Genomic DNA, 22,340 nt, shown 5'->3' on the forward strand with positions numbered 1-22,340 from the left:
TAGACATTATAGTTAGTGATTTTAAATTAGAGTTGGTTCTTTAACACTAGAGTTAGTTCCTTTAAGTTTATTTGTGCTTTCCCTTAAAAGTTCACCCATGTTCCACAAAGTCTGCCTATGTCACTTAAAGTTTGCAGCTGAGCCGCCGAGCGAGATTCAGGTTTCCACTCCTGCATCTCCTCGGCTTTTTTCATTTTCAAAGACGATGCAGGAAACGCGCTTTGTATGTCGAATCCATTTATACATAGTTATATAACGGAGTAAAGAGTTTGGAGAAAAAAGGTAGGAGTATTAAATCATCCAACAGCAAGATATGCGTATACAATCTAATTTAATGGCTTCGTCCTTGAGTTTTCAAGGGCGAAGCCATTAGTGCTTTCTAGGGGTATTGAACATTCAATTGAATGAATTTGAAAGGGGAGAGAAATAATGTCTCGTCGCAGTATGAGGATAACAAAATTACAAGAAAATTATATTAAGAAAGGAAGAGGACAGGGGGCAGGGTCAGAGTATACGCCATTTATTCAGGCGCATGATAATAAAATTGCTTCAGAGGGATGGCTAGCTCGGCATAAAGGCTGGAAGACAGGACGCATTCATCACACCTTATCGGAGCATGAGAGGAAGTATCTATACTACTGTGAGTGGCTTGATGGAATTACAGATATTCGTGAACAGTGGCCCCTTTTACCAATTGAGAAGACTATTGAAATAGCGAAACAACTCGGTATTAAGCATGCAAACATAGATGGGACTCCTGTGATCATGACGACTGATTTTAGGCTCACATGTAAAACGAAGGCTGGACCTCGAGACATCATTAGAACAATCAAACCATGTGAAAAACTGTATGGTCGTACTTTGGAGCTTTTTGAAATTGAAAGAATCTATTTTGCAGAGCAGGGCATTGACTGGTGTATTATAACTGAAAACAAAATACCGGTTACTCTTGTAAAGAACATTGAATGGTTGTCGGAAGCAAAATACCTTGAAACAAGACCTAGTGTGAATGATGGTTACTACTTAGGTAGTCTGAAATAGGAACTGTCCCCTGGTCGCGTCCGTTAGCGATGCCAGCACGGGGATGTTTTGTTTTAGGCATGTGCTAATAAAGCCTCGAAGTCGAGCAAACCGTTCCGCGCCTGTTACGGTGCGAAAGGCTCCAGAGACCTTCTGTTTTACCTTGACCATGCGCAAATCTCGTTCCGCTTGGTTGTTGTCAAAGGGAATCCGGGCATCGTGAATAAACCGGAGAACGGTGTCCTTGTAAAGACGGAACCGAATCGCCAGATTTTCCGCTTTGCTTTTCTTTCGCTTGCCTCCCGTTGCCTTCGGCTGCTTAGCGTCTTTGCTCGTCCACTCGGCAGCGCCTCGCTCGAGAATGGTGTCATACCATTCGCTCACGGCCTGGATCACCTCTGGCTGCAGGCTTGTTCCCTCCATGCGAGCGGCGCGTGCAAGCTTCCAGCTCTCCTGCAACAGCTCCTTCATCTCCGCTGCCCAGGCGTGACCGTCATAGTCGACGATGCCTTGGCCTTGGCATTCCCGCAGCAGGTGCGCATTGCACAGGGCGTGCTCGAAGGCATAGTCTGCCTTGAAGTACGACGCCAGGTAGTCGTGGACGACTGTTCCGCTGTAAGCCGGCAAGAAACCAAGCGCCTCCATGCCCTCACGTCCGCGTCCCGAATGCACGTCAAGCAGCGTCCAAGTCTCATCGCTGGCGACATGCATCCACTGCGTCCTGCCATCCGCTCGGAAGCCAGTTTCGTCCGCATGGACAACGGGTTGGCCCAGCAACTGCGCACGAATCTGCGCCTCGGGAGCCTCCAGCTTGTGATGCATGTCTTGTAGCGAAGCGAGCAGAGTCGCTTCGCTCGGCGCATAGCCCGTCAGGTCCGTAAAGAGCCGGCGGATTCGATCCAGCGGCATCATCTGAAAGGCATGCAGGTACGCCGTCCATGCGGCAAAACCGGTGCCATACTAAACGGGAGCCTCCACGCCTTCGGGGAAGGCGGCTTTCTGCTTTCGCCCGCAAGCTGGGCAGCATTTGATCTCCGCCCGGTGTTCGGTCACCCAGACTCGCGGTGCAGGCAAATCGAATACTTGACGCTTTTCAAACCGGAGATTCGGAACGGATGCAAGCGAGTGATGGCAGTCCGAGCAGGAGGAGAGCACGTGGAATGTAATCTCGTCGGGATCCTGGACCGCGTGCAGCGTCGTGCCTTTATGGCCTTTGGGCGCACCGTTTTTGCCGCCAGGGGTACGAGAGTTCGTCGGTTTGCGCAAGCCGTCGCTGGAGGGCGGCTTGCTGCTGTTGGAGCTGTTCTGCCCCAGCTGTCGTTCCAACTCGACGACACGTACTTCGAGGTGCTGGATGCGCTTTGCCTGTTGGTCGATGATGCCAAAAAGAGCATGGAAATAGCCGGCAATCTCCGGATCCCCTTTGCTCATCTTGTCCACCATCTGCACGGTCGGTTTCATGTGTGCCCTCCTCCAATTCCGATTTGGCAAGAATTCGACATGATGGGTTGATTTCCTCTATAACGATAAAAGGCCCTCTTCATTGAAGGAGGACCTAAGTAGTAACGATTAATTCGCTGGAAAGGAATAATTTACCTGCTATATAGGGTTTATATTTATGAATTTAGAACGTATATTCGCTGACATTATAATGCCCTTACTCCGTGGTATAATGGTTATGAAGGTATTTTACACGATTTTGTCGAATTGTAAGAAGTAAGGGAATCATTATTAAGGGATGAACTCCTGTTGTTGAGTATGTATGATTGGGAAGTCCGACTTAAGAACTATAAATTTTTGATAAGGGCGATTGCTTAATGAAACAATACGCAGCGGGATTTACTGGTGCAGGACTATTCCGCCAGGAAATAAGAGAAGTCTTACGTTTACAGGGCGAAGGGCTCTCGCACAAAGAATTATTGGAGTATTTAATCGTACATAATTCATTTCATTTGCAAAGTGAATCAGGAATTAAAGAACGATTACAAAAAGTGAATCAGCGAATAAAAACGTTTGACCAAGTTTTAAGTAGTAATTACCTAAACGGTACCCGTTATGATGAGAATGCGTTGATTTTATATAGTTATCTTGTAACGTATCGATTTCCATATGAGTTTTTTATAGAGTGTGTTTTGTATAATTACCAAGATGACAAAAATGTAATTAGAGTATCTGATTTGGATTATTTTTTTGAGCGTAAAGAATCTGAATCTGATGAAGTGAAATATTGGACTCCCCAGACTAAAAAGAGGATGCGGCAGTCTATAACTATGTTTTTCAGAGAATGCGGGCTTTTTGCTGAAAACGGCAATGGGGAATATCAATTGAACCCACTTCACATCAATTCAGAATTGAGACAGTATGCCGAGGGGAAATACCCATTGCTGTATAAGATGACCATATTAAGGTAGGTGATTGGCTTTGGCTACAACCTATGAGCGGCTTTGTAAAATGGAAACTCGTATACATGAAGTAGGCTTCACGACCCCTCGTGGAATCGGGAGTGAAATTCCACACTTTGTATTCGATTATCCTGCAGAAGATGAACTTGAGGTGCGCTCCTTTGTGAGGCGACTTGTGGATCAAACAAGCCTAAACATTTGTAATGTGAATTTATTCGAGCTTTTTCTCCATTTATTTGAAGATGAAATTGACGATCTAATGGAATTAGGGGATGAAGAAGGCTATGAAGGCTTAGTCGAGGCGACAGAAACGGTTCTTGATCATCAACAAACTTTGGTCAATGCTTTTCTTGATCAAGTTAACGATGCAGAACTTGTATTAATTACAGGGGTAGGCTCTGCATTTCCATTTATTCGTTCTAGCCAGTTATTGAAATTGTTAGCAAGTATTGCATATCGAAGACCAATCGTACTATTTTACCCTGGGTATTTTACTGGTTTGCAGCTTCGGTTATTTAATAGAATTATGAATGAAGACCAATACCAACTGTCGCGGATTTCTTAGTTTTTGTGAGAGGGGATAACACTACCAATGAAGATCGTTCAAATATTTAAGAAGGATATTTATCGTAATATTAATGGGGTTGTCCAGGCAGGTCAAGTTGATCTGGATACTGTAAAAAATGAACTCGAAGAATACGTAATGACGGATGAAGGTACATATTATCTTAAATCATTTTATAAAAATTACCTTGCTGTTTACAACCAGCCGAGTACGAACGTTGGCGTATGGATTTCGGGTTTCTTTGGTTCAGGTAAATCACACTTCCTAAAAATATTATCTTACTTATTAGACAATAAAGACGTAGCTGGGCAGCGTCCTGTTGATTTTTTTACAGAAAAAACATCTGACAACGAGTTGTTGGAAATAATGCAATCCGCCGCGGCGAAACCAAGCGATGCCATTCTTTTTAATATTGATTCCAAATCGTCTGCTAATTCCACAGATAAAGAGCGTATTGTTGAAGTTTTCTTGCGGGTATTCAATGGTCATCTTGGATATTCGGACACTCTTTGGGTTGCAGAGATTGAGAGACAGATTGATAGTGAAGGAAAGTATGTGGACTTCAAAAGGGAAATAGAGAAGTTATCAGGTTCTCCGTGGGAAGAAATACGTGTCAAATTTCGATTAAAGCAAAAGGTAATTGTTCAATCACTCGTTAACATTGGTATTGATGAAGAGAGTGCGAGAAAACTACTGGATACCGGTAAAGAGTCATTTGAAATGACATCTGAAAAACTATCGCTGCTGATTGCAGAGTACTGCCAAGCACGTGGATCAGACTACCGGCTCATCTTTCTTGTGGATGAGGTAGGTCAATACATTGGAACCGACTCAGCATTAATGCTAAATTTGCAAACCGTTGTTGAGGATGTTGGTAATCGTTGTAGAGGTCAAGCGTGGGTATTTGTAACTTCCCAAGAAAAAATAGAGTCTGTCACCACTCTTCACAGCACAACGGATTTTTCGAAAATTCAGGGTAGATTTGCAACACGAATTAATCTATCAAGCTCCAATACAGATGAAGTAATTAAGCGACGCATTCTAGATAAAACGGATGTTGCATCGGATAGCCTTGCGGTCCGTTACGATCAAGAAGAACAAATGATTCGCAATCGCCTTTCATTTGAACCGAATTCAACACAACTTCGGCATGCTTTCCGTACTTCGCAGGAATTTGTTGAGCTGTTTCCATTCATTCCATATCAAGTGGAATTGCTGAAAGAAGTATTTAACAAAATACGTACACAAGGTGAGGGAGGGGCGCATCTGGCTCATGGCGAACGCTCCTTGCTGAAGGCATTCCAAGAAGCTTGTCAGTTGAATGCAGATGAAGATATAACAAATCTTGTTACAATGGCTGAATTCTATCCGTCGATTCAAAATTTTTTGGAGTCCTCTATTACAAGTACGATAACAAAAGCTGAAGATCGTGCACGTAACCATGAGGGGCTAGAGAGCTTCGATGTCGATGTATTAAAAGTTCTATATATGATTAAGGGAATCGATGTAATAAAGGCAACGGCGACAAATGTGGCTACCTTACTAATGCCTACTATTAATACGGAACGTGCTCCACTTGAATATCGAGTAAAAGAGTCACTTGCTCGGTTACAAACTGCAACATTAATAGAGCAGAATGCTGATCAGACTTATTCATTCCTATCCGATGAAGAGCAGGAAATTAATCGGGAAATACGTAATGAATCGATCAATGAGACATTAGTCAAGGAGTATTTAGGGAAGCTGTTTTTTGAAAGAATGTATGCAAAACCGAAATATGATTATAACAAAAATACATCTTTCAATTTTAATAAACGGTATAACAATTATAATCACAGTTCAATGACAAATCCTTTAACAATGCAAGTATATAGTGTTGAAATGAGCGAGATGGAAGCCGCGCTTGAGGCGAATACGGGTAAAATGGTTCTTTGTCTTGATGCAGAGTTGATTGCTGAAGCAGAAAGTGCCGTTCGTTTCGTACAACAAGTGCAGACTTACGTTAGACGTAAAAGAGGCAATAACTCAACACAAAATCAAATTAAAATATACGATGCAAAACTCGCGCAAATTACAGATTTTGAGAAAAATGCAGAACGGCTGTTGGAACGAGCATGTGAACAAGCAAGATTCTTTATTCAAGGCCAAGGACGCATATTTAGTGGATCGTTTGAAAATAAAGCTAATAGTGCGCTTGAAATGCTGGTTCGCAGCACGTATAACAAACTGGGTTATGTAAGCGAACCTCTTGCACTTAAGGATGAGCGTAACGAATGGAAACGTTTGGCCCAAGATGGATTATTGCTAACAACAGATGGAGTGCAAAATCAACATGCTTTCGACGAGGTGAAGATGCGAATGGAAGAAGCCTTCCGTTTGCATGAAAATGTACCTTTAAAGTCTATGATTGAAAAGTATAGCGCGGCTCCATTCGGATGGAATGATCGTGATATTATTGGTCTTCTTTTTGCTTTGTTCAGTGAAGGAAAAGTGAAGTTTACTTTTGCTGGTGAAACTTTTATACCTGAGCATCCACAGTTTTTTGAAAGGTTTACCAAGCTGCAAGAACGTGACCGCATTCTTATCATTCCAGTTGGTGAAGTCGATCCACAGGTTCGTAGTAATTGTTTAGCCATTTTCAGAGATTTGTTCGGCCGTCATCAAATTGGTGAAAGCTACGAAGAAATGGCTGCAGCGATTAATGAAACGTTAAAATCAGCGTATCAGGAACCATTGGAATATATTAAAGATCGAAGAAAACAATCAACCGATTATCCATATCCAGGTGACAATGAGATTAGCCGAATTACGACTGGTGTATTCCGTATTACTCAAATTTTAGATGCAGAAGATAAAGTGAACCAGTTTACGCGCGCAGAAGATGATTTAGATGAATGGCTCGACGAGTTAGGAAAGTTAAATTCATTCTATAAAAAGAAGCCGATTGAGTTCTTTGACGGCGCGGCTGCTCTGTTGCGTAAATACGACCGAGACTTTGCTCTAATGAGTAATGAAGAAATCCTTGGATACCGGAGAAAAATCAATGATATATTGTCGAATCCGAAGCCGTATTCTCTTATACCGCAATTGCCTGAGCTTCAAGAGCAATTATCACAAAACATTGAACAATATGTAAGGCTTAAACGGGATGAGATTCTTAAACAGGTTGAGATATTAGAAACTCAAAATAATAGTTTGTTAGATTTTTATCGTAATAATGAAATTATAGCAAGCATAATATCAATGAAAATTGTTGAGCATCAGAGATTAAAGAATCGAATTTCAAACGAAAGCTCACTGCTTTCAATGCGTGCCCTCCAACAAGAAATCACTGATTTTTCAAGACAAATGAATGAAGAAGCACGGAGAGTAGAAGCTGAACAGAAAGCCAAAGAGAAAGAGAAAGAGAAAGAGAAAGAGAAAGAGAAAGAGAAAGAGAAAGAGAAAGAGAAATATACTGGGGGGGATCAAACACAGCCTTCCGTTTTGAGGGAGAAAAAGAGCAAATACATTTCTGAGAAGGAACTGTACCGTCTCTTTTTTCAAAAGAAGCCTAATATTGAAACTCTGGATGAATTAGATGAAGCGCTTCGTAGCCTGCGTGAAACGTTAATGAGACAGCTTCAAGATAATACATTGTCAATGACAGAATAGAGCGAGGTATATTTCATGAATAAATCTGAATTGAAGTCATTTGCTACCTATGCACGGAGAGAGCTGCTCGAGAAAGTAGCTTTACGTGCTAAAGTGTTTGGGATGGAAAAGGGGAGTAATATTTCATTAGTTTTAAATGGGGAGAAACTAATTGTAAATGGTTTACAATATCCAACTACAATGAAAAATGCATTTGAATCGTTAAAACGTCAATATGAGTTAAAGGGCTATGAGCAGGTTATGGAAGAGGTGGCATACACTTGGTTTAACCGAATTATTGCTTTGCGTTACATGGAAATCCACGAGTACTTGCCTGAGAGGGTCAATGTGCTCTCAAGTAGCTCGGGGAAGATTGAACCGGATATTTTATTGCAATATCACTCAATGGAATTGGAAGTAGATAAGGTGTTAATTCGAGATCTTATGGATCGAGGAGATCAAGAAGAGGCTTTTCGAAAACTGTTTATTGCGCAATGTAACGCATTACAACCCATATTGTCGTTTTTATTTGAGAAAATAGATGATTTTACTGAATTATTACTTCCTGATTATTTGCTGGATAGTGAGTCACTCATAAATAAACTTGTAAACAATAAAGCTTTAACTTCAAGTTTTTCGGAAGTAGAAGTGGTTGGGTGGTTGTATCAATATTACAATACAGAGCCAAAAGCAAATGTCGATTACAAAGTTAAGAACGGCGACAAAGTTGATAAATATGAAATTCCAGCTAAAACACAATTGTTTACTCCACGTTGGATAGTTCGTTATATGGTTGAAAATTCACTTGGTTCTACATGGTTAAATTCATATCCCAATTCAATGTTGAAAAGTCAAATGGATTACTACGTTGAATCAGATATTCAAATTGAAGAGGTACAGAACCATTTAGATGCAATCAACGGAAATAATCTAGCACCTGAAAAAATCAAGTTAATCGATCCAGCATGTGGTTCTGGGCATATTCTTGTATATGCTTTCGACTTACTATATGCAATGTATGAAGAACGTGGCTATGAGTCGAATGAAATACCTTTTCTAATACTTGAACAAAATTTATATGGGGTCGACATTGATGATCGTGCTGCTCAATTATCTGCTTTTGCATTACTAATGAAAGCCCGTGAGAAGTCACGACGCATTTTCCGAAATCCACCCAAAACTAATGTGATTTCTATCCAAGAATCCAACGGATTGCCCGTAGACGATTTGGTTCGCTTAATATCTCAAAATGAAACAGATTCCAAAGAAATACTCAGACTTTTAGAAGATTTTAAAAATGCTAAAAATTTTGGGAGTATATTAATTCCTGATAAAATAGACATAGAAAAATACTTACAACGTATAAAATCATTATATAACGAAGAAATTCAAAGCTTATTTGATGTTGAAGCAATAAATCATCTTCCTAAATTAGAATACTTATTACGGCAAGCTCAATTACTCAATGATAAGTATGACGTTGTTATTACAAATCCTCCTTATTTGGGAGCAGGGGCAATGAATGCTCAATTGACAGACTATACAAAGAGAGTATTTCCTGATTCTAAGTCTGATTTATTTGCAGTGTTTATGGAAAGGTGTAATATTTTCGTAAAAGATAATGGATATCAATCGCAAATTAATCAGCACTCATGGATGTTTTTAAGTAGCTATGAAATACTTCGGAAAAATATATTGAATAGCCAGACATTTATCTCCATGCTTCATTTAGGACCACATGCTTTTGAAGAAATTAATGGGGAAGTAGTCCAAAGTACATCATACATCATTAGGAAAGTAGTGTTTTCTAATTATAAAGCTAAATACTATAGATTGACAGATTATCCAACAACTAAAGAAAAAGAATGTGCATTTATTAATAAAAAGGATGAATATGTGTCAAGCCAACACGACTTTACGAATATAACTGGTCATCCTATATCGTATTGGGCTTCTAATCAATTAAAAAAGTGTTTTGAATCGAACATTACATTTAGAAATATAGCCCCCCCTAAGAAGGGACTAGATACGAATGGAGAGAGCGAGAAATTTTTTAGAAAGTGGTTTGAGGTAGACTTCCAAAAAATATGGATAAATAAGAGTGACCCAAAAGATAATTATAAATGGTTTGAAATCGATAAGGGTGGGGGAGCAAGGAAATGGTATGGGAATAGATTGGATATTATAAATTATGAGAATAAGGGCTACGAATTAAAGAATAAGACTAAGAAAGCAAATATTAGAAATGAAAGTTTATACTTTTGTAACAGTCTAACATACGGAGTTATATCTACAAAAAGCTTTAGTTTTCGAGTAAGCCTATCTAATTCCCTATTTGACCAGGGTGGACCTAACTGTTTCCCAGATCAAGAAAATAGGAATTATATACTAGCATTAGGTAATTCTAAAGTAGTTAATTCTATCTTAGAAACAATAGCACCAACTATTAATTTTACAGTAGGTGATGTTGCTAAGATCCCAGTTATATTCCCAACAGATAAAAATAGTGTTGAAAAAATAAATCAGTTCGTAGATGATAATATTATTTTATCGAAACAAAACTGGGATTCTAACGAAGTATCTTGGGATTTTGTAAGTCATCCTTTTATTTTAAACAAAAGTTCAAGTGGATTGCTTTCCGATGCCTTCGACAATTGGAGACAGTTAACAAATAATAGAGTTAATAAATTAATAGCTAATGAAGAGGCAATAAATGAATTTTTTATTAAATTATATGGGCTTCAGAATGAACTTGGAGCAACAGTAACTAATGATGATATTTCCATCCGCCAAGCGAATAGACAAAATGATTCAAAGTCTTTTTTGTCATATTTTGTAGGCTGTCTACTGGGTAGGTTTTCCCATGATTCAGATGGATTCTATTTTTTAAATAGCCATTTGAAACGGGGGAATTATCAGAGCAACCCACATGATCATGGTATGATAATGTTTAGTGATAATGCTTACTTTGAGAATGACATAATGGCTCGGTTAAAGGATTTTTTAGGATTAACATTTGGTGAGAATATGATAGAAATAAATCTTCAGTGGCTCGGGGATTCAATAGGACTAAGAAAAAATGATTCACATGAAGAGCGACTCCGAAGATATTTTTTAGAAGAATTTTACGTTGATCATTGTAAAACATATAATAACAGGCCTATATATTGGTTAGTTGATTCTGGTGAGAACAAAGGAATGCGTATATTAATTAATCTTCACAGATATCAGCCAAGTACAATGGCGACAATTCGCTTTGAATACCTTCAAGCAATTCAAGCTAAGTATTTAAATGAAGTTGAAACAATTGACATGCGTCTGACTAACCCGTCACTCTTGGCGACAGAAAAGCGAACTTATGAGAAGAAGAAAGAAGATTTTAATAAGAGAATAGAAGAATTAACTAAGTTCGATAAAATACTTGCGGAATACGCGAATGCTCAGGTTCAAATTGATCTAGACGAAGGTGTGAAAGTAAATTATGAGAAGTTCAAGGGTGTGTTAGCCAAGATAAAATAAGGGGATTACATGATGGATATTTTTCAAGCCTTACAAGACAAGGTTGAATCCGAAAGAAATACTAAAGGTAGAGCGATCATTTTCTGGTATGATCCTAACGCACAGGTGGAGCTTGATGAACTCCGGCTGAACTTTTCCCCTGATTATATAGAAGTAAGGTTATTAACAAATTACAATTTTTTTCGGATTAAAATTGATATTGAGATAAAATACTCTGATAAGTCCTTTATAGTGTATGCACCTTTTGCACGGCCAGCAGATGAATATAATTATTTACTTGATAGTTTGTTGTACTCAACAGAATTCAAAGCGGATGAAGTTGCCGTTTTCGCAGAACAATTGCAGTTGGATGATCATGTTATTCGTCCGTTAGTAGAGCAATACCCAATATTTTTCCGAAGTAAGGAACGAATCCAAAAACTAAAACGTTTATTGCCAGTGAAGGCGGACCGACATTACCTAGAAGTTGCAATTGCTGCTGTAAGTGTAGGGTCGCCTTCACCTTCAATTCCAGATCTCACTAGATTTCTGTTGGTTGGGGGAACTAATGAATCTTTAAATGAGTCTTACAAAAACGTGGATAAATGGTTCTCGATTGAACGAGTTTGGGATATGATCTGTTCTTATTTCGGACTGCCTCATCAGCCAGAAGACAATAAGCTTCAGTGGTTGATAGACACTCTGATCTATCAGCATTTTTGTATTAATGCTCAAATAAAAGGATGGACGTATTCAGACCGTTGGTCATCCTCACTTCCCAATATATGTGCTCTGTTTATTGAAGACTGGTTTCGGGAATCTGATGATCAAGTTACTATACTAGAACAATTCATTGGGGAATTTGAGTTGTGTTATTCAGTTGCCAACTTACTGAACGCCTTATCACTTGAAGCCTTCGAAAAGGCCACGACCCTACCAATTATCGATGTGCTGATAATATCTAAGCTGGCAGATGAATTGCAACATCAAACTGCAGATTTGACAGTTTGGATGGAACGAATACCGAGAAGACAGCAAACCTATTGGGGACAAAAAGAGAATACGAATGGGACCTATCAGACATTGTTTCATATTGTACAGTTATCAATGTATCGTAAGCAGTGGAAAAAACATTCAAGTTTTATGGTATCGTGGCAAGAAATGCTTAAAGGATATGCAGAGGTGTATTATCAGATTGATCAGCATTACCGACAGATGATGCAAGCATTCATCAAATTGAACGGCCGAGATGCCCTTCAGCCTGTCATTGAGCAGCTCACCAATTGGTATGAAAATGTGTATTTGTCATGGATAGCAGATCAGGTAAATAGATTGTTATCTATTGAGCCCATAAGCGATGGCAGATCTGTTCTTTCACAACGTAGGTTTTTCTCGGACGTGCTTCGCCCCCTCTTAGATAAAGAGCAAACTAAAATTTTCGTAATTATTTCTGATGCTCTTCGTTATGAAGTAGGACAAGAAATTGCTAACAAACTAAATGCCCGAATTAATGGGGAAGCGGCAATTACACCGATGCAAGCGAGTCTACCTTCTTATACTCAACTCGGTATGGCTAGCTTATTGCCTCATAAAGAGTTGACCATTGAGGACAATGGAACGGTCTATGCAGATGGTCTTTCAACAAGAGGTATGGCCAATCGTGAGGCTATCTTGAAAAAATATAATCAAGATGCAGCTTGTTATTCATTACATGAATTAATGAGCTTGTCTCGTTCAGATGCCGAAGATCGTTTGAAAGGAAAGAGATTAATCTATCTCTATCACGATGTAATCGATGCGGTCGGTGATACAGCCAAATCGGAACAAGAAACATATGAGGCTGTCGATCGAACTGTCGTCGCTTTGGAGCAAGCTGTTGAGCGGTTGTCACGATTACAGGCAAAACGAATTTTTATCACAGCGGATCACGGCTTTTTATTTCAATATAATAAAGTTGAAGCTAACGCTAAGGTTGATGCTATAACGGGACAAGTCATTGATAAAAACCGCCGTTTTGCAGTCGGGCAACAGCTTACTGTACCGGAAGGAGCTGCGAAGTTGTCCCCAGAACATACCCCACTCCCATGTGAAGTCGTTATTGCCAAGGGGTTGAATCGATTTATTGGATCTGGAGGATTGCAATTTATACATGGTGGTGCTATGCCTCAAGAAATCGTTATCCCACTAATTGATTATCGTCGAACCGAAAAAGCTGAGGATGTTCAAATTAGTGTCGCTATGGTAGATAAAATAATTACGAACGGTAGGTTCCATGTTTCATTTTATCAAGAACAAAAAATATCTTCCGATTTTCTGCCGCGGCAAGTAAAAATGGCATTTTATCATGGGGAAGAGCGAATTTCAAACGAAATGATTCAGACCTTTAACTCAACGGGTGACGCAATGGATCGTAATATCCGTATTTCATTCATATTAGCTGAACGGTATTACAAAATGGGGGAGTCCTGTACATTAAAAATGGAAACCTTGCATGACGGTAAGGCGGAAGTATATCGATCAGAGTCTTTCACCATTCGGATGTATGAGGCTCTTTACTAGAAGTCATTGTCTATAAGAGAGAAAGGAACATGGGTATGTTGAAGATTGGAGATAAAATTAAAGGCCCCTATTGGTCAGAAGTTGTAGAGATTAGAAAATGCGAACCGATTGATGACCTTTTGATATTGATTGAAGCTGTAGGTAGACAAAGTAACCAGTACTATGAAACATATCTGGAAAAACATGAAGTTGAAGCTTTAGAAGCTCTACAAGAAGAAACGCAAGCGGCGATGGAACCCCATCGCCTTTTACACTATTTGCAATATTACGTGCTTCGATCAGAAGAGCGATATTCTAAATCCCGAATGAGAGGTAATAAGAAAGTTATCCCCCTTCCTCATCAAATTGAAGCGGTCTACAGTCGGATGCTGCAAAACGGACAGGTACGCTTCTTGTTAGCAGATGATCCAGGAGCAGGGAAAACAATAATGTCTGGTATGTTAATTCGAGAGTTACTTGCGCGGAAAAGTGCTGATCGGATACTCATTCTTGTTCCACCTCTTGTTCTTAAGCAATGGCAAGAAGAACTAAATGAGAAATTTGGAGAACAATTTACGTTGATTACACGTTCTTCGTTACGCGACTCAGGAGATGGCAATCCTTTTGAAAAACATGACAAATGTCTGGCTTCCCTCTATTGGGCGACGCGTGAAGACGTTAAGAACTTGGTTATTACTGCTAACTTTGATTTGGTTATCGTTGATGAAGCCCATAAAATGGCCGCCTATACACAAGGTGTAAAGAAGAAAAAAGTACAGCGAACCAAGCTTTATCAGCTTGGAGAGGCCGTGCTGCGTAATAGCGAGCATTGTTTGCTTCTTACGGCTACCCCGCATAAAGGAGATAAGGAGAATTTCAGACATCTGATGAGTTTGATTGATCATGATGTTTTCTCTAACTTAAATACAGGGGAATCCATGTATGAGAAAAGCAATCCTTACGTCATTCGAAGATTAAAAGAGTCGATGGTTAATTTTGATGGAACCCCTTTATTCCCTAAAAGAACAACAAAGACGCTACCTTTCGACTTATCTACGGAAGAACTGGAAATTTATCAAGAAGTCACAGAATACGTTAGGGAGCACTTTAATCGGGCTAAACGGAATAACAATCACAGTACGGCATTTGCTATGATGCTGCTACAACGGAGGCTTACTTCATCCATTGAAGCGATCTACCTTTCTCTTGTTCGACGTAAAGAGAGGTTGGAGCAGGTACTGCGCGGTGAGTTGAAAAAACATCAAATTACGCAGGATACTGTTGAAGAGATAGATGAACTAACAGGCGACGAGCTCGAAGCTATGGAGCAATTGGTTGAAGGTGAGACAGACGCTTTGGACATTGATGAACTGCAGCTTGAGATCGATGAATTGGCTCGCCTCATTCGTAGAATTCAAGTGATACGCATGTCAGATACGGAGCGAAAATATTTAGAATTGGAATCGACATTATTTGGTACGAATGGTTTACTACTGAGGGGTGAGAAGATTCTCATCTTTACGGAGTCTAAGGACACACTCCACTATTTGGAAAGACGCTTGCTTGCACATGTTCCTTATGTTGCCAAAATAATTGGAAATTTCTCCATGGATCAACGTCGGGAGGAAGTAGAGAAGTTTAGAAGAGACATTCAAATCATGTTAGCTACGGATGCGGGCGGGGAATCGATTAACTTGCAGTTCTGTAACCAAATGATAAATTACGATATTCCATGGAACCCTAATCGACTAGAGCAGCGTATGGGACGTATCCATCGTATCGGTCAGAAAAATGAAGTGTTTGTTTTTAACCTCGTTGCAACAAATACACGAGAAGGCGACGTAATGAACCGATTGCTTGAGAAGATGGAGCAAATGCGGCTGGATTTAGGTCAAGAACTAGTATACGATTTTATTGGCGAAGTACTAGAAGAAGAGGAACTAGATTTGGCTAGCTTAATGGAACAGGCGATCTCCGGCAGAGAGCACTTGGATGAAATCATAGCTAGAATGGAGAAAAGACTATCTGAAGAGCATCAGAAATTGCTTGAATTTACACAGAAAGAACGAATCGACGAACAAAGTTTTGATTTGCCGGGTATGAAAAGGGACTACCATTCATCGACATTAGAAAGCCCTCCATCTCGAGTGTATGGCGGGTTTACATTAGAACAATTCCAGTCTACTTCAATTCGTTTGCATGTCTCATCAGATCAATCAATAGTTCGCATAGAGCGTTTCCCTAAAATGATACGTGAATTCGCACGCAAGCAGCGGTTATATCTGAAAAATGATGGATCGCATCGATTTACGTTAAATGAAAGCAAGGAAAAAGATGATCTGCAAATGTTAAAACCAGGTCATGATCTAGTAAAGCTTGCATTATCATTAACAGAGCGAGAGATACAACAACTTTCTATACCTACATTATCATTTTCTTACCATGTTGGTGAGCCATTAAGGATCGAGTTGAATGAAATCGTATTTACTGATGGTACAGGCCGTGAATTACAAAGAGAGCTATTGCTCTTGGGTAAACGGTCAAATAGGGCCTTTGTACGTATTGATTCATATTGGTTATTCGCTGGACAAATTGAGAATGTTCAATCGACAATAGAAGAAGAAGATTCTTTCAAACCAGAAATGATTAAGCAATCCCGGCAGCAGCTAAATAAAATTCGAAACGGCCGCGAAGAGCAATTGAATAAAAAAAGCCAGTTTTTACGTCGTTCTTTTGAAGCGCAGATGAATTCGCTTTACGACCGACTACAACAGTATCAGAACACAAATACGGATCATCGCAATAGTGCACTTATCAACCAAACACTCTCATCGATTGAAGAGACCGAAGAACGGCGGAATGACCGACTCGAACAAGTAGATCGCGAACGAAGTATCCAAATTCGTTCCATCAAGAAAATTGCTCAATTTCATGTTGTTCCGCATACCACTGATTTCGGTAGAGTTTTACCTATTGATTATGAGGGCCTGATTCGAGATTATGAAATAAGGAATGGCAGAACAAATGTGAAAATGCAGCACGCCTATGGGCTGGTTGACTTTGTTAGTGAGGATGATAAGGGAGAAATTCGGTTTATTATTTTGAGTTCAATGGATGCTCATCTAGTATCGTTGAATATGCAAGATTATTCTTCCATTATGGATCAAGTTTGGATTTATCGTGTTAGTGATCATGCTGTTACTGATGAAGTTCCATTTAGTATCAGGTTCAATGCCTAACTGAAATGAATAAAATAATAGATGCGAACAAAAGTTCTCTGGCAACCTGTTGTCAGAGAACTTTTGTTATAATAGGACTACCTAATAACAAAAGACACCTGGAGGGTATATGCAGTGAAAAGCCAATCGGAAGGGAAAGGTAAACAATGAAAATATTCCACACAGCTGACTGGCATCTGGGGAAGTTGGTACAAGGCGTTTATATGACGGAGGATCAACAGTATGTCCTTGATCAGTTTATTAAGGAGATAGAGAAGGAAAAGCCCGACGTCATAATTATTGCAGGTGATCTGTATGATCGGGCGGTTCCGCCGACGGAAGCAGTGCAGTTGCTCGATAGCGTGCTAAAAACGATTGTACTTCAGTTGAAAATACCCGTTGTAGCGGTAGCTGGTAATCATGATAGTCCTAGTCGTCTTGATTTCGGCAGCAGCATTATGAAAGAGTCAGGTCTACATATCGCAGGGGAACTTACATATCCATTCGAACCTGTTGTGCTGCGTGATGAGGCTGGAGAGGTTCATTTTCATCTCATACCATACGCCGAGCCCGGAAAAGTACGCTATTTGCTTGGCGATGAAAATATCAAAACACATGATGATGCCATGAGGAAGATTATCGAAACCATTAAGACAACTTTGGACTCGAGCGCGCGTCATGTATTTGTCGGGCATGCCTTTGTAACGCCGGGTGGAGAAGCTCAGGAGAATACAAGCGATTCGGAGCGGCCTCTCTCCATCGGCGGGGCAGAGCACGTAAGCGCCCGACATCTGGAAGGTTTTCATTATACGGCCCTTGGTCATCTGCATCAGGCCCATTATGTCGGTGACGAAACGATACGTTATGCTGGCTCGCCTTTGAAGTATTCGATCTCGGAAGAACACCATAACAAGGGTTATCTTGTTGTCGAGCTGGATCAACACGGAAATGCGACAGTTGAGAAAAAAGAGCTGGAACCACGGCATGATATGCGGACGATTGAAGGTCTGATGGCGGATATTGAGCGTCACCCGATTAATGATGACTATGTATTTGTCCGATTGCTAGATGAATCATTGGTGTTGTCCCCGATGGAAAGGGTTCGTTCTGTTTATCCGAATGCTATGCATGTAGAACGGAAAATGATCATTACTGGGCTGATCGGAGAAGCTTTAGCGGTAGATGGACGAGCGAAGATGGACGAAATATCGCTCTTCCAAGCCTTTTATAAAGAGGTAAGAGGAAACGAGCTGTCGTCTGAAACAGAGAGATTGTTTATCGAGACTCTGCAGGAAATCTACAAGAAGGAAGGTGAGCGCCATGAAACCATTGAAGCTTACGATGACGGCGTTCGGGCCGTATAAAGATCAGGAGGTTATTGATTTCTCAGAGCTTATGGGGCACCGGTTGTTTGTCGTATCGGGAAATACGGGGGCTGGGAAAACATCCATTTTTGATGCCATCTGTTTTGCTTTATATGGAGATGCAAGCGGAGAGGATAGGAACGACAGTAGAATGCTTCGCAGTCATTTTGCCGATGACCAAATGTATACTTCTGTTGATTTCATTTTCGAGTTGAAAGGTAGGACGTATCGCGTCTTCCGCCAACTAGCTCATGTAAAGGTGGGCAATAAAGGCGCGACGGGGGACAGATATGAATTGTATGGAGTCGTCCATGGTGAAGAAGTTCCGCTCACGGACAGGTTCATTGTGTCCCAGGTTGATGAGAAGCTCCGAGAAATCATTGGACTTACGAAGGACCAGTTCAGTCAAATTGTCATGCTGCCACAGGGCGAATTTCGCAAGCTGCTCACTTCAGAGACGGAAAATAAAGAAGAGATCCTGCGCCGGATTTTTAAGACCGGGCTGTACAAATATGTCGCCGATCATCTCAATGAGAAGCGAAAGCAAATGCAACAAATCTGCACGGAGTTAACAAATATTCGGGACTATCATATCAGCAATGTGAAGGGCTCTCTAGCCGGGCGGGAAGGCTCGGACCTATATAACGTATTTCAGCAACAGCACTATAATACGTTTCAAGTACTGGAAGCTTTAGAGCAAGAGATTGATTATTATACCGAGCAAATGAAGGTGAAGAAGCAGCAGTTGCAAGCTGAATCAAACAAGCAACAAGAACAAACAGCGGTATATCATCAAGCCCAGAACTTGAATGAGCAATTCGTCCTCCTGGATCAGAAAGTCACAGCGAGACAACAATTGGTAGAGCAAGAGCGGGAAATTCAGCAGAAAACGGTGCAGCTCGAACTTGCTGAGAAAGCCGTTCACCTCCATGTCTACGAGCAGCATCACGCGGAAATGATAGAAGAACTAACCCGCAAAGGCAAGCTTCTCGAAGATGCGCTTTCTGAATGCGTGCAAGCGGAGGCTGCACTTCAAGTGGCGATAGTGCATTATAAGCAGGAAGAGGATAATGAAGAGCCGAGAAAGCAGACTCTGCTCGAGCTGAACCGACTACAGGGCTACCTGCCAATCGTCAAGGAAATCGCTCAGAAAGAGCAATGGGTCATACTGCTTGCGTCAGAAGCTGAAATATTGTCGAAGCAATGCAAGGATGCCCAGGATGAGCTGGAGGCGCGGCAATCCGAACGATTGGCGACTGCTGCCGGGGTGAAGGAATTGGAAGCGAAGGCAGCCTATCTACCGGAAAAGACCGAGAAGCTTACCGTGCTGAGGCAGCAGGTGGGAGTCATCCTGGAGTACCTCAACCTGGTGAAAAAGTCTATGAAAGAACGAGAAGAGGAAAGAGAGCACGGCAAGGCATTTGGGCAAGCAGATCGAGCTTATACCGAAGTAGAGGACCGTTGGATTGAGGGGCAAGCAGGATTACTCGCCATTCATCTTCATGATGGTGATTCTTGCCCGGTTTGTGGAAGTGTTGACCACCCGAAGAAAGCAGCCGCAACTGGAGATATCCCTACGAAAGAAGAGCTTGAACGGTTGCGTAAGGAGAAATCGACCTCAGAGAAGAAGCATCTCGAGGCGAAGGCAATACTCACAGCTACCGAACAGCAAATCCAGGAGAAACAGCAGCAGGTGCTTGAACAAGGGGTAAACTTGGATGAGATCCAAGAGACTTACCAGACGCTGGTGAAGGAAGGGTTAGCGCTGGCTGAAGAGGAGAAGCAGCTGAAGGTTGAGCATGCCAAGCTCGCGCCGCTCAAGCTAGCCTTGGAATCATTGGATAGCAAGTTGGATGAGCTGCGTAAGCAAAAGGAACTTGTTCTGAATTTGTTCAATGACAAGAAGACGGCGCATGCGACAGAGAAGGCACTTTACGATCAATCGCTATTTGCTCTGCCGGAAGATGTGCGGAGTCTCGAAAAGCTGGAACAGCGGATTCGGATCGTGGAAGAAAGCAATAAGCAACTTGAGGACGCTTGGAAGAATGCCCAGTTGCAGTACCAAAAGGCAAATGATCGAAACATTAGGGCCGTTTCAGGCCAAAGTAATGCGGAAAATCTGAAGAACGAGGCCATTGCTAATAAGGATAAGGCTCACCAGAGCTACATCGACGCGCTGCAGCAGGCCGGATTTAATACGGAGGAAGCGTATAAAGCGGCGAAAATGACGGATGCAGCTCGTGCTACCCTGAAAGAGCTGATCGATACGTATAAGACAACGATGGCATCGGTTTCGAAACAAATCGAGGAATTATCTGCGGCTCTCACAGGAAAAGAACGTCAAGATCTTTCTGTTCTGTTACATCGCCTACAGGAGCTGGAAAAACACATTGACTCCATCCGCAGTGGATACATACAAGCAGAGAATTATTATGATAAGGGAACAGAATACAAGGAAAATATCCTAGAGGCTGAGCACCAGTGGCATGAGGCTGAACGTGAGTATCAACTAGTTAAAGATTTATATGATGTGGTTCGAGGAGAAAACGGCAAAAAGATTTCCTTTGAACGATATCTGCAGATCGAGTTTCTGGAGAAGATTATTCATACAGCGAACCAGCGGTTGCAGCAGATATCTGGCGGGCAATATTATCTGGTACGCAGTGACCGTATGGAGAAACGTGGTAAGCAGAGCGGCCTTGGATTTGATGTGTATGACAATTATACAGGTCATCTGAGGGATGTGAAGACATTATCTGGCGGGGAAAAGTTCAATGCTTCACTCTGTTTGGCGCTAGGAATGGCGGATGTTATTCAATCGTATGAAGGAGGCATCTCGCTGGAGACGATGTTTATCGACGAAGGATTTGGCTCGTTGGATGAAGAGTCGTTGAACAAGGCGATTGATACCTTGATCGACCTTCAGCAATCCGGACGTATGATAGGCGTCATCTCACATGTACAGGAGCTGAAACAAGCCATACCAGCCATTCTTGAAGTAAAGAAAATAAAAGAGGGTCATAGCTACACTAACTTTTACGTAAGTTAGTTCTTGCTATCTTGTCCTAAAAGAATGACCTCTGCATAAATATGTAGTAGAGGAGCGTGAAAACAGTGGACAAAAAAGTGAAACGATACTATCAATTAAAGCAAAAGCAAAAAGAGATAGAGCAGGAATTGACGGAACTGCGCGGCGAGATCTTGAACCATTGTACAGAACAGGGCATTTCAGAGCTTGAGGTTGGAAGCTATAAGGTGAAGATCGTACTTCAAGAGCGTAAGGAATACGACGATAACAAGCTTTATGAAGCGATACCTGATCCTGGTGTATGGCGAATGCTCTCCAAAACGGATTCCTCCAAGATTGCGAGCCTCATCAAACTGAATGTCATTTCGGAAGAAAAGATTAAAGATACTTTCTCTGTTAAGAACGTAACATTGCTTCAAGTGGATAAAAAGTAAATGAATGCTGCTCTTACCTCGCCTTTACGGCGGGGTTATTTTTTTCTGTGAAAAAAGCCGCTGTTCTATGGGAGAAAAGGACTTGTAGTATGATTTGTCGAAATATTACAGAAAATGTTTCATGAGAACGAATGTTCAGTGACAGAGTGTTGACGTATCGATGTGGTTTAATAAAAGCATAATGCAAATTATAGGTCTAATGAAACAATCCATTGCTATCGTACGGAAAAACACTTTGTTGACTTTCTATTGGACCATTAAGATCTCAAACACAAATGCAACGTTACTACTTAGGCCCTCTAAATTTAGCTGAGGGGCCTTTTAATTTTCAAGGATTTCCGTGAGAAATGTTGAACTTCTCCTTAACAAGGAATACAACGGAGGAGATCTCATGAAACTAGCCCGGGAGCAAGCGATGAGGCTTAGCAAGAATGAGCTCGTTGAGATGGTTTTTAGCTTACTGGCCATCGTGGAGCAGCAGGCCGCTCATATCAAGCAGTTAGAGCAACGTGTCCATGAATTGGAGCGTCAGTTGGGTCAGAATAGCAGCAACAGCAGCAAGCCTCCCTCCAGCGACGGTCTGCGCAAACCGACGAACTTACGCCAAGCCGGTGGGAAAAAAGGAGCACCGAAAGGGCAA

At 41.2% G+C, this 22,340-nt stretch carries 11 protein-coding genes and 1 pseudogene; 10 read left to right on the forward strand and 2 right to left on the reverse strand.

From position 1 onward, the window contains the following. Positions 1-429 precede the first annotated feature (429 nt). The gene (locus CGZ75_RS19605; protein ID WP_245850972.1) at positions 430-1,041 is read left to right on the forward strand and encodes a TnsA endonuclease N-terminal domain-containing protein; all 612 of its coding nucleotides are present in this window, start codon (positions 430-432) and stop codon (positions 1,039-1,041) included. Here CGZ75_RS19605 and tnpC read toward each other — a convergent pair. Together tnpC and CGZ75_RS19615 are read right to left on the reverse strand one after the other, a co-directional pair. Further along, positions 1,024-1,968: pseudogene (tnpC, locus tag CGZ75_RS19610) on the reverse strand (IS66 family transposase); the annotation flags it as partial. The gene CGZ75_RS19605 and the pseudogene tnpC overlap by 18 nt on opposite strands. Positions 1,969-1,980: 12 nt before the next feature. Beyond that, positions 1,981-2,481, reverse strand: a complete 501-nt coding sequence (locus CGZ75_RS19615; protein WP_089525995.1) for a DUF6444 domain-containing protein — start codon at positions 2,479-2,481, stop codon at positions 1,981-1,983. 356 nt (positions 2,482-2,837) lie between these two features. Between CGZ75_RS19615 and CGZ75_RS19620 the strand changes: the two genes are divergently transcribed. The 9 genes from CGZ75_RS19620 (at position 2,838) to CGZ75_RS19660 (ending at position 21,700) form a co-directional block, all read left to right on the forward strand. Then, the gene (locus CGZ75_RS19620) at positions 2,838-3,431 is read left to right on the forward strand and encodes a DUF1819 family protein (protein WP_089525996.1); all 594 of its coding nucleotides are present in this window, start codon (positions 2,838-2,840) and stop codon (positions 3,429-3,431) included. A gap of 10 nt (positions 3,432-3,441) precedes the next feature. Next, positions 3,442-3,987 (forward strand): DUF1788 domain-containing protein, encoded by a 546-nt coding sequence (locus tag CGZ75_RS19625; protein WP_089525997.1) that lies wholly within the window; start codon positions 3,442-3,444, stop codon positions 3,985-3,987. Between the two features lie 27 nt (positions 3,988-4,014). Beyond that, complete coding sequence (brxC, locus tag CGZ75_RS19630; RefSeq protein WP_089525998.1) at positions 4,015-7,641, forward strand: BREX system P-loop protein BrxC; 3,627 nt, start codon at positions 4,015-4,017, stop codon at positions 7,639-7,641. A 15-nt stretch (positions 7,642-7,656) separates the two neighbouring features. Next, the gene (gene pglX, locus CGZ75_RS19635; protein ID WP_089525999.1) at positions 7,657-11,139 is read left to right on the forward strand and encodes a BREX-1 system adenine-specific DNA-methyltransferase PglX; all 3,483 of its coding nucleotides are present in this window, start codon (positions 7,657-7,659) and stop codon (positions 11,137-11,139) included. Between the two features lie 9 nt (positions 11,140-11,148). Beyond that, the gene (pglZ, locus tag CGZ75_RS19640; protein WP_245850974.1) at positions 11,149-13,677 is read left to right on the forward strand and encodes a BREX-1 system phosphatase PglZ type A; all 2,529 of its coding nucleotides are present in this window, start codon (positions 11,149-11,151) and stop codon (positions 13,675-13,677) included. 29 nt (positions 13,678-13,706) lie between these two features. Beyond that, positions 13,707-16,895: a DEAD/DEAH box helicase gene (locus CGZ75_RS19645; protein ID WP_342745697.1), complete on the forward strand. Its 3,189-nt coding sequence runs from the start codon at positions 13,707-13,709 to the stop codon at positions 16,893-16,895. Between the two features lie 146 nt (positions 16,896-17,041). After that, positions 17,042-18,238 (forward strand): exonuclease SbcCD subunit D, encoded by a 1,197-nt coding sequence (locus CGZ75_RS19650; protein WP_089526001.1) that lies wholly within the window; start codon positions 17,042-17,044, stop codon positions 18,236-18,238. Continuing rightward, the gene (locus CGZ75_RS19655) at positions 18,195-21,287 is read left to right on the forward strand and encodes an SbcC/MukB-like Walker B domain-containing protein (RefSeq protein ID WP_089526002.1); all 3,093 of its coding nucleotides are present in this window, start codon (positions 18,195-18,197) and stop codon (positions 21,285-21,287) included. Before CGZ75_RS19650 ends, CGZ75_RS19655 begins: the two co-directional genes overlap by 44 nt. A 65-nt stretch (positions 21,288-21,352) precedes the next feature. Continuing rightward, positions 21,353-21,700, forward strand: coding sequence for a hypothetical protein (locus CGZ75_RS19660; RefSeq protein ID WP_089526003.1), 348 nt, complete (start codon positions 21,353-21,355; stop codon positions 21,698-21,700). Positions 21,701-22,340: the final 640 nt, after the last annotated feature.

It is taken from the genome of Paenibacillus herberti, assembly GCF_002233675.1.
Taxonomy (GTDB): Bacteria; Bacillota; Bacilli; order Paenibacillales; family Paenibacillaceae; genus Paenibacillus_O; species Paenibacillus_O herberti.

Excerpts from the sequence above, each read along its gene's own strand:
- CGZ75_RS19605 (WP_245850972.1), top strand. The coding sequence starts at position 430 with ATGTCTCGTCGCAGTATGAGGATAACAAAATTACAAGAAAATTATATT.
- CGZ75_RS19615 (WP_089525995.1), bottom strand. The coding sequence starts at position 2,481 with ATGAAACCGACCGTGCAGATGGTGGACAAGATGAGCAAAGGGGATCCG.
- CGZ75_RS19620 (WP_089525996.1), top strand. The coding sequence starts at position 2,838 with ATGAAACAATACGCAGCGGGATTTACTGGTGCAGGACTATTCCGCCAG.
- brxC (WP_089525998.1), top strand. The coding sequence starts at position 4,015 with ATGAAGATCGTTCAAATATTTAAGAAGGATATTTATCGTAATATTAAT.
- pglX (WP_089525999.1), top strand. The coding sequence starts at position 7,657 with ATGAATAAATCTGAATTGAAGTCATTTGCTACCTATGCACGGAGAGAG.
- pglZ (WP_245850974.1), top strand. The coding sequence starts at position 11,149 with ATGATGGATATTTTTCAAGCCTTACAAGACAAGGTTGAATCCGAAAGA.
- CGZ75_RS19645 (WP_342745697.1), top strand. The coding sequence starts at position 13,707 with ATGGGTATGTTGAAGATTGGAGATAAAATTAAAGGCCCCTATTGGTCA.
- CGZ75_RS19650 (WP_089526001.1), top strand. The coding sequence starts at position 17,042 with ATGAAAATATTCCACACAGCTGACTGGCATCTGGGGAAGTTGGTACAA.
- CGZ75_RS19655 (WP_089526002.1), top strand. The coding sequence starts at position 18,195 with ATGAAACCATTGAAGCTTACGATGACGGCGTTCGGGCCGTATAAAGAT.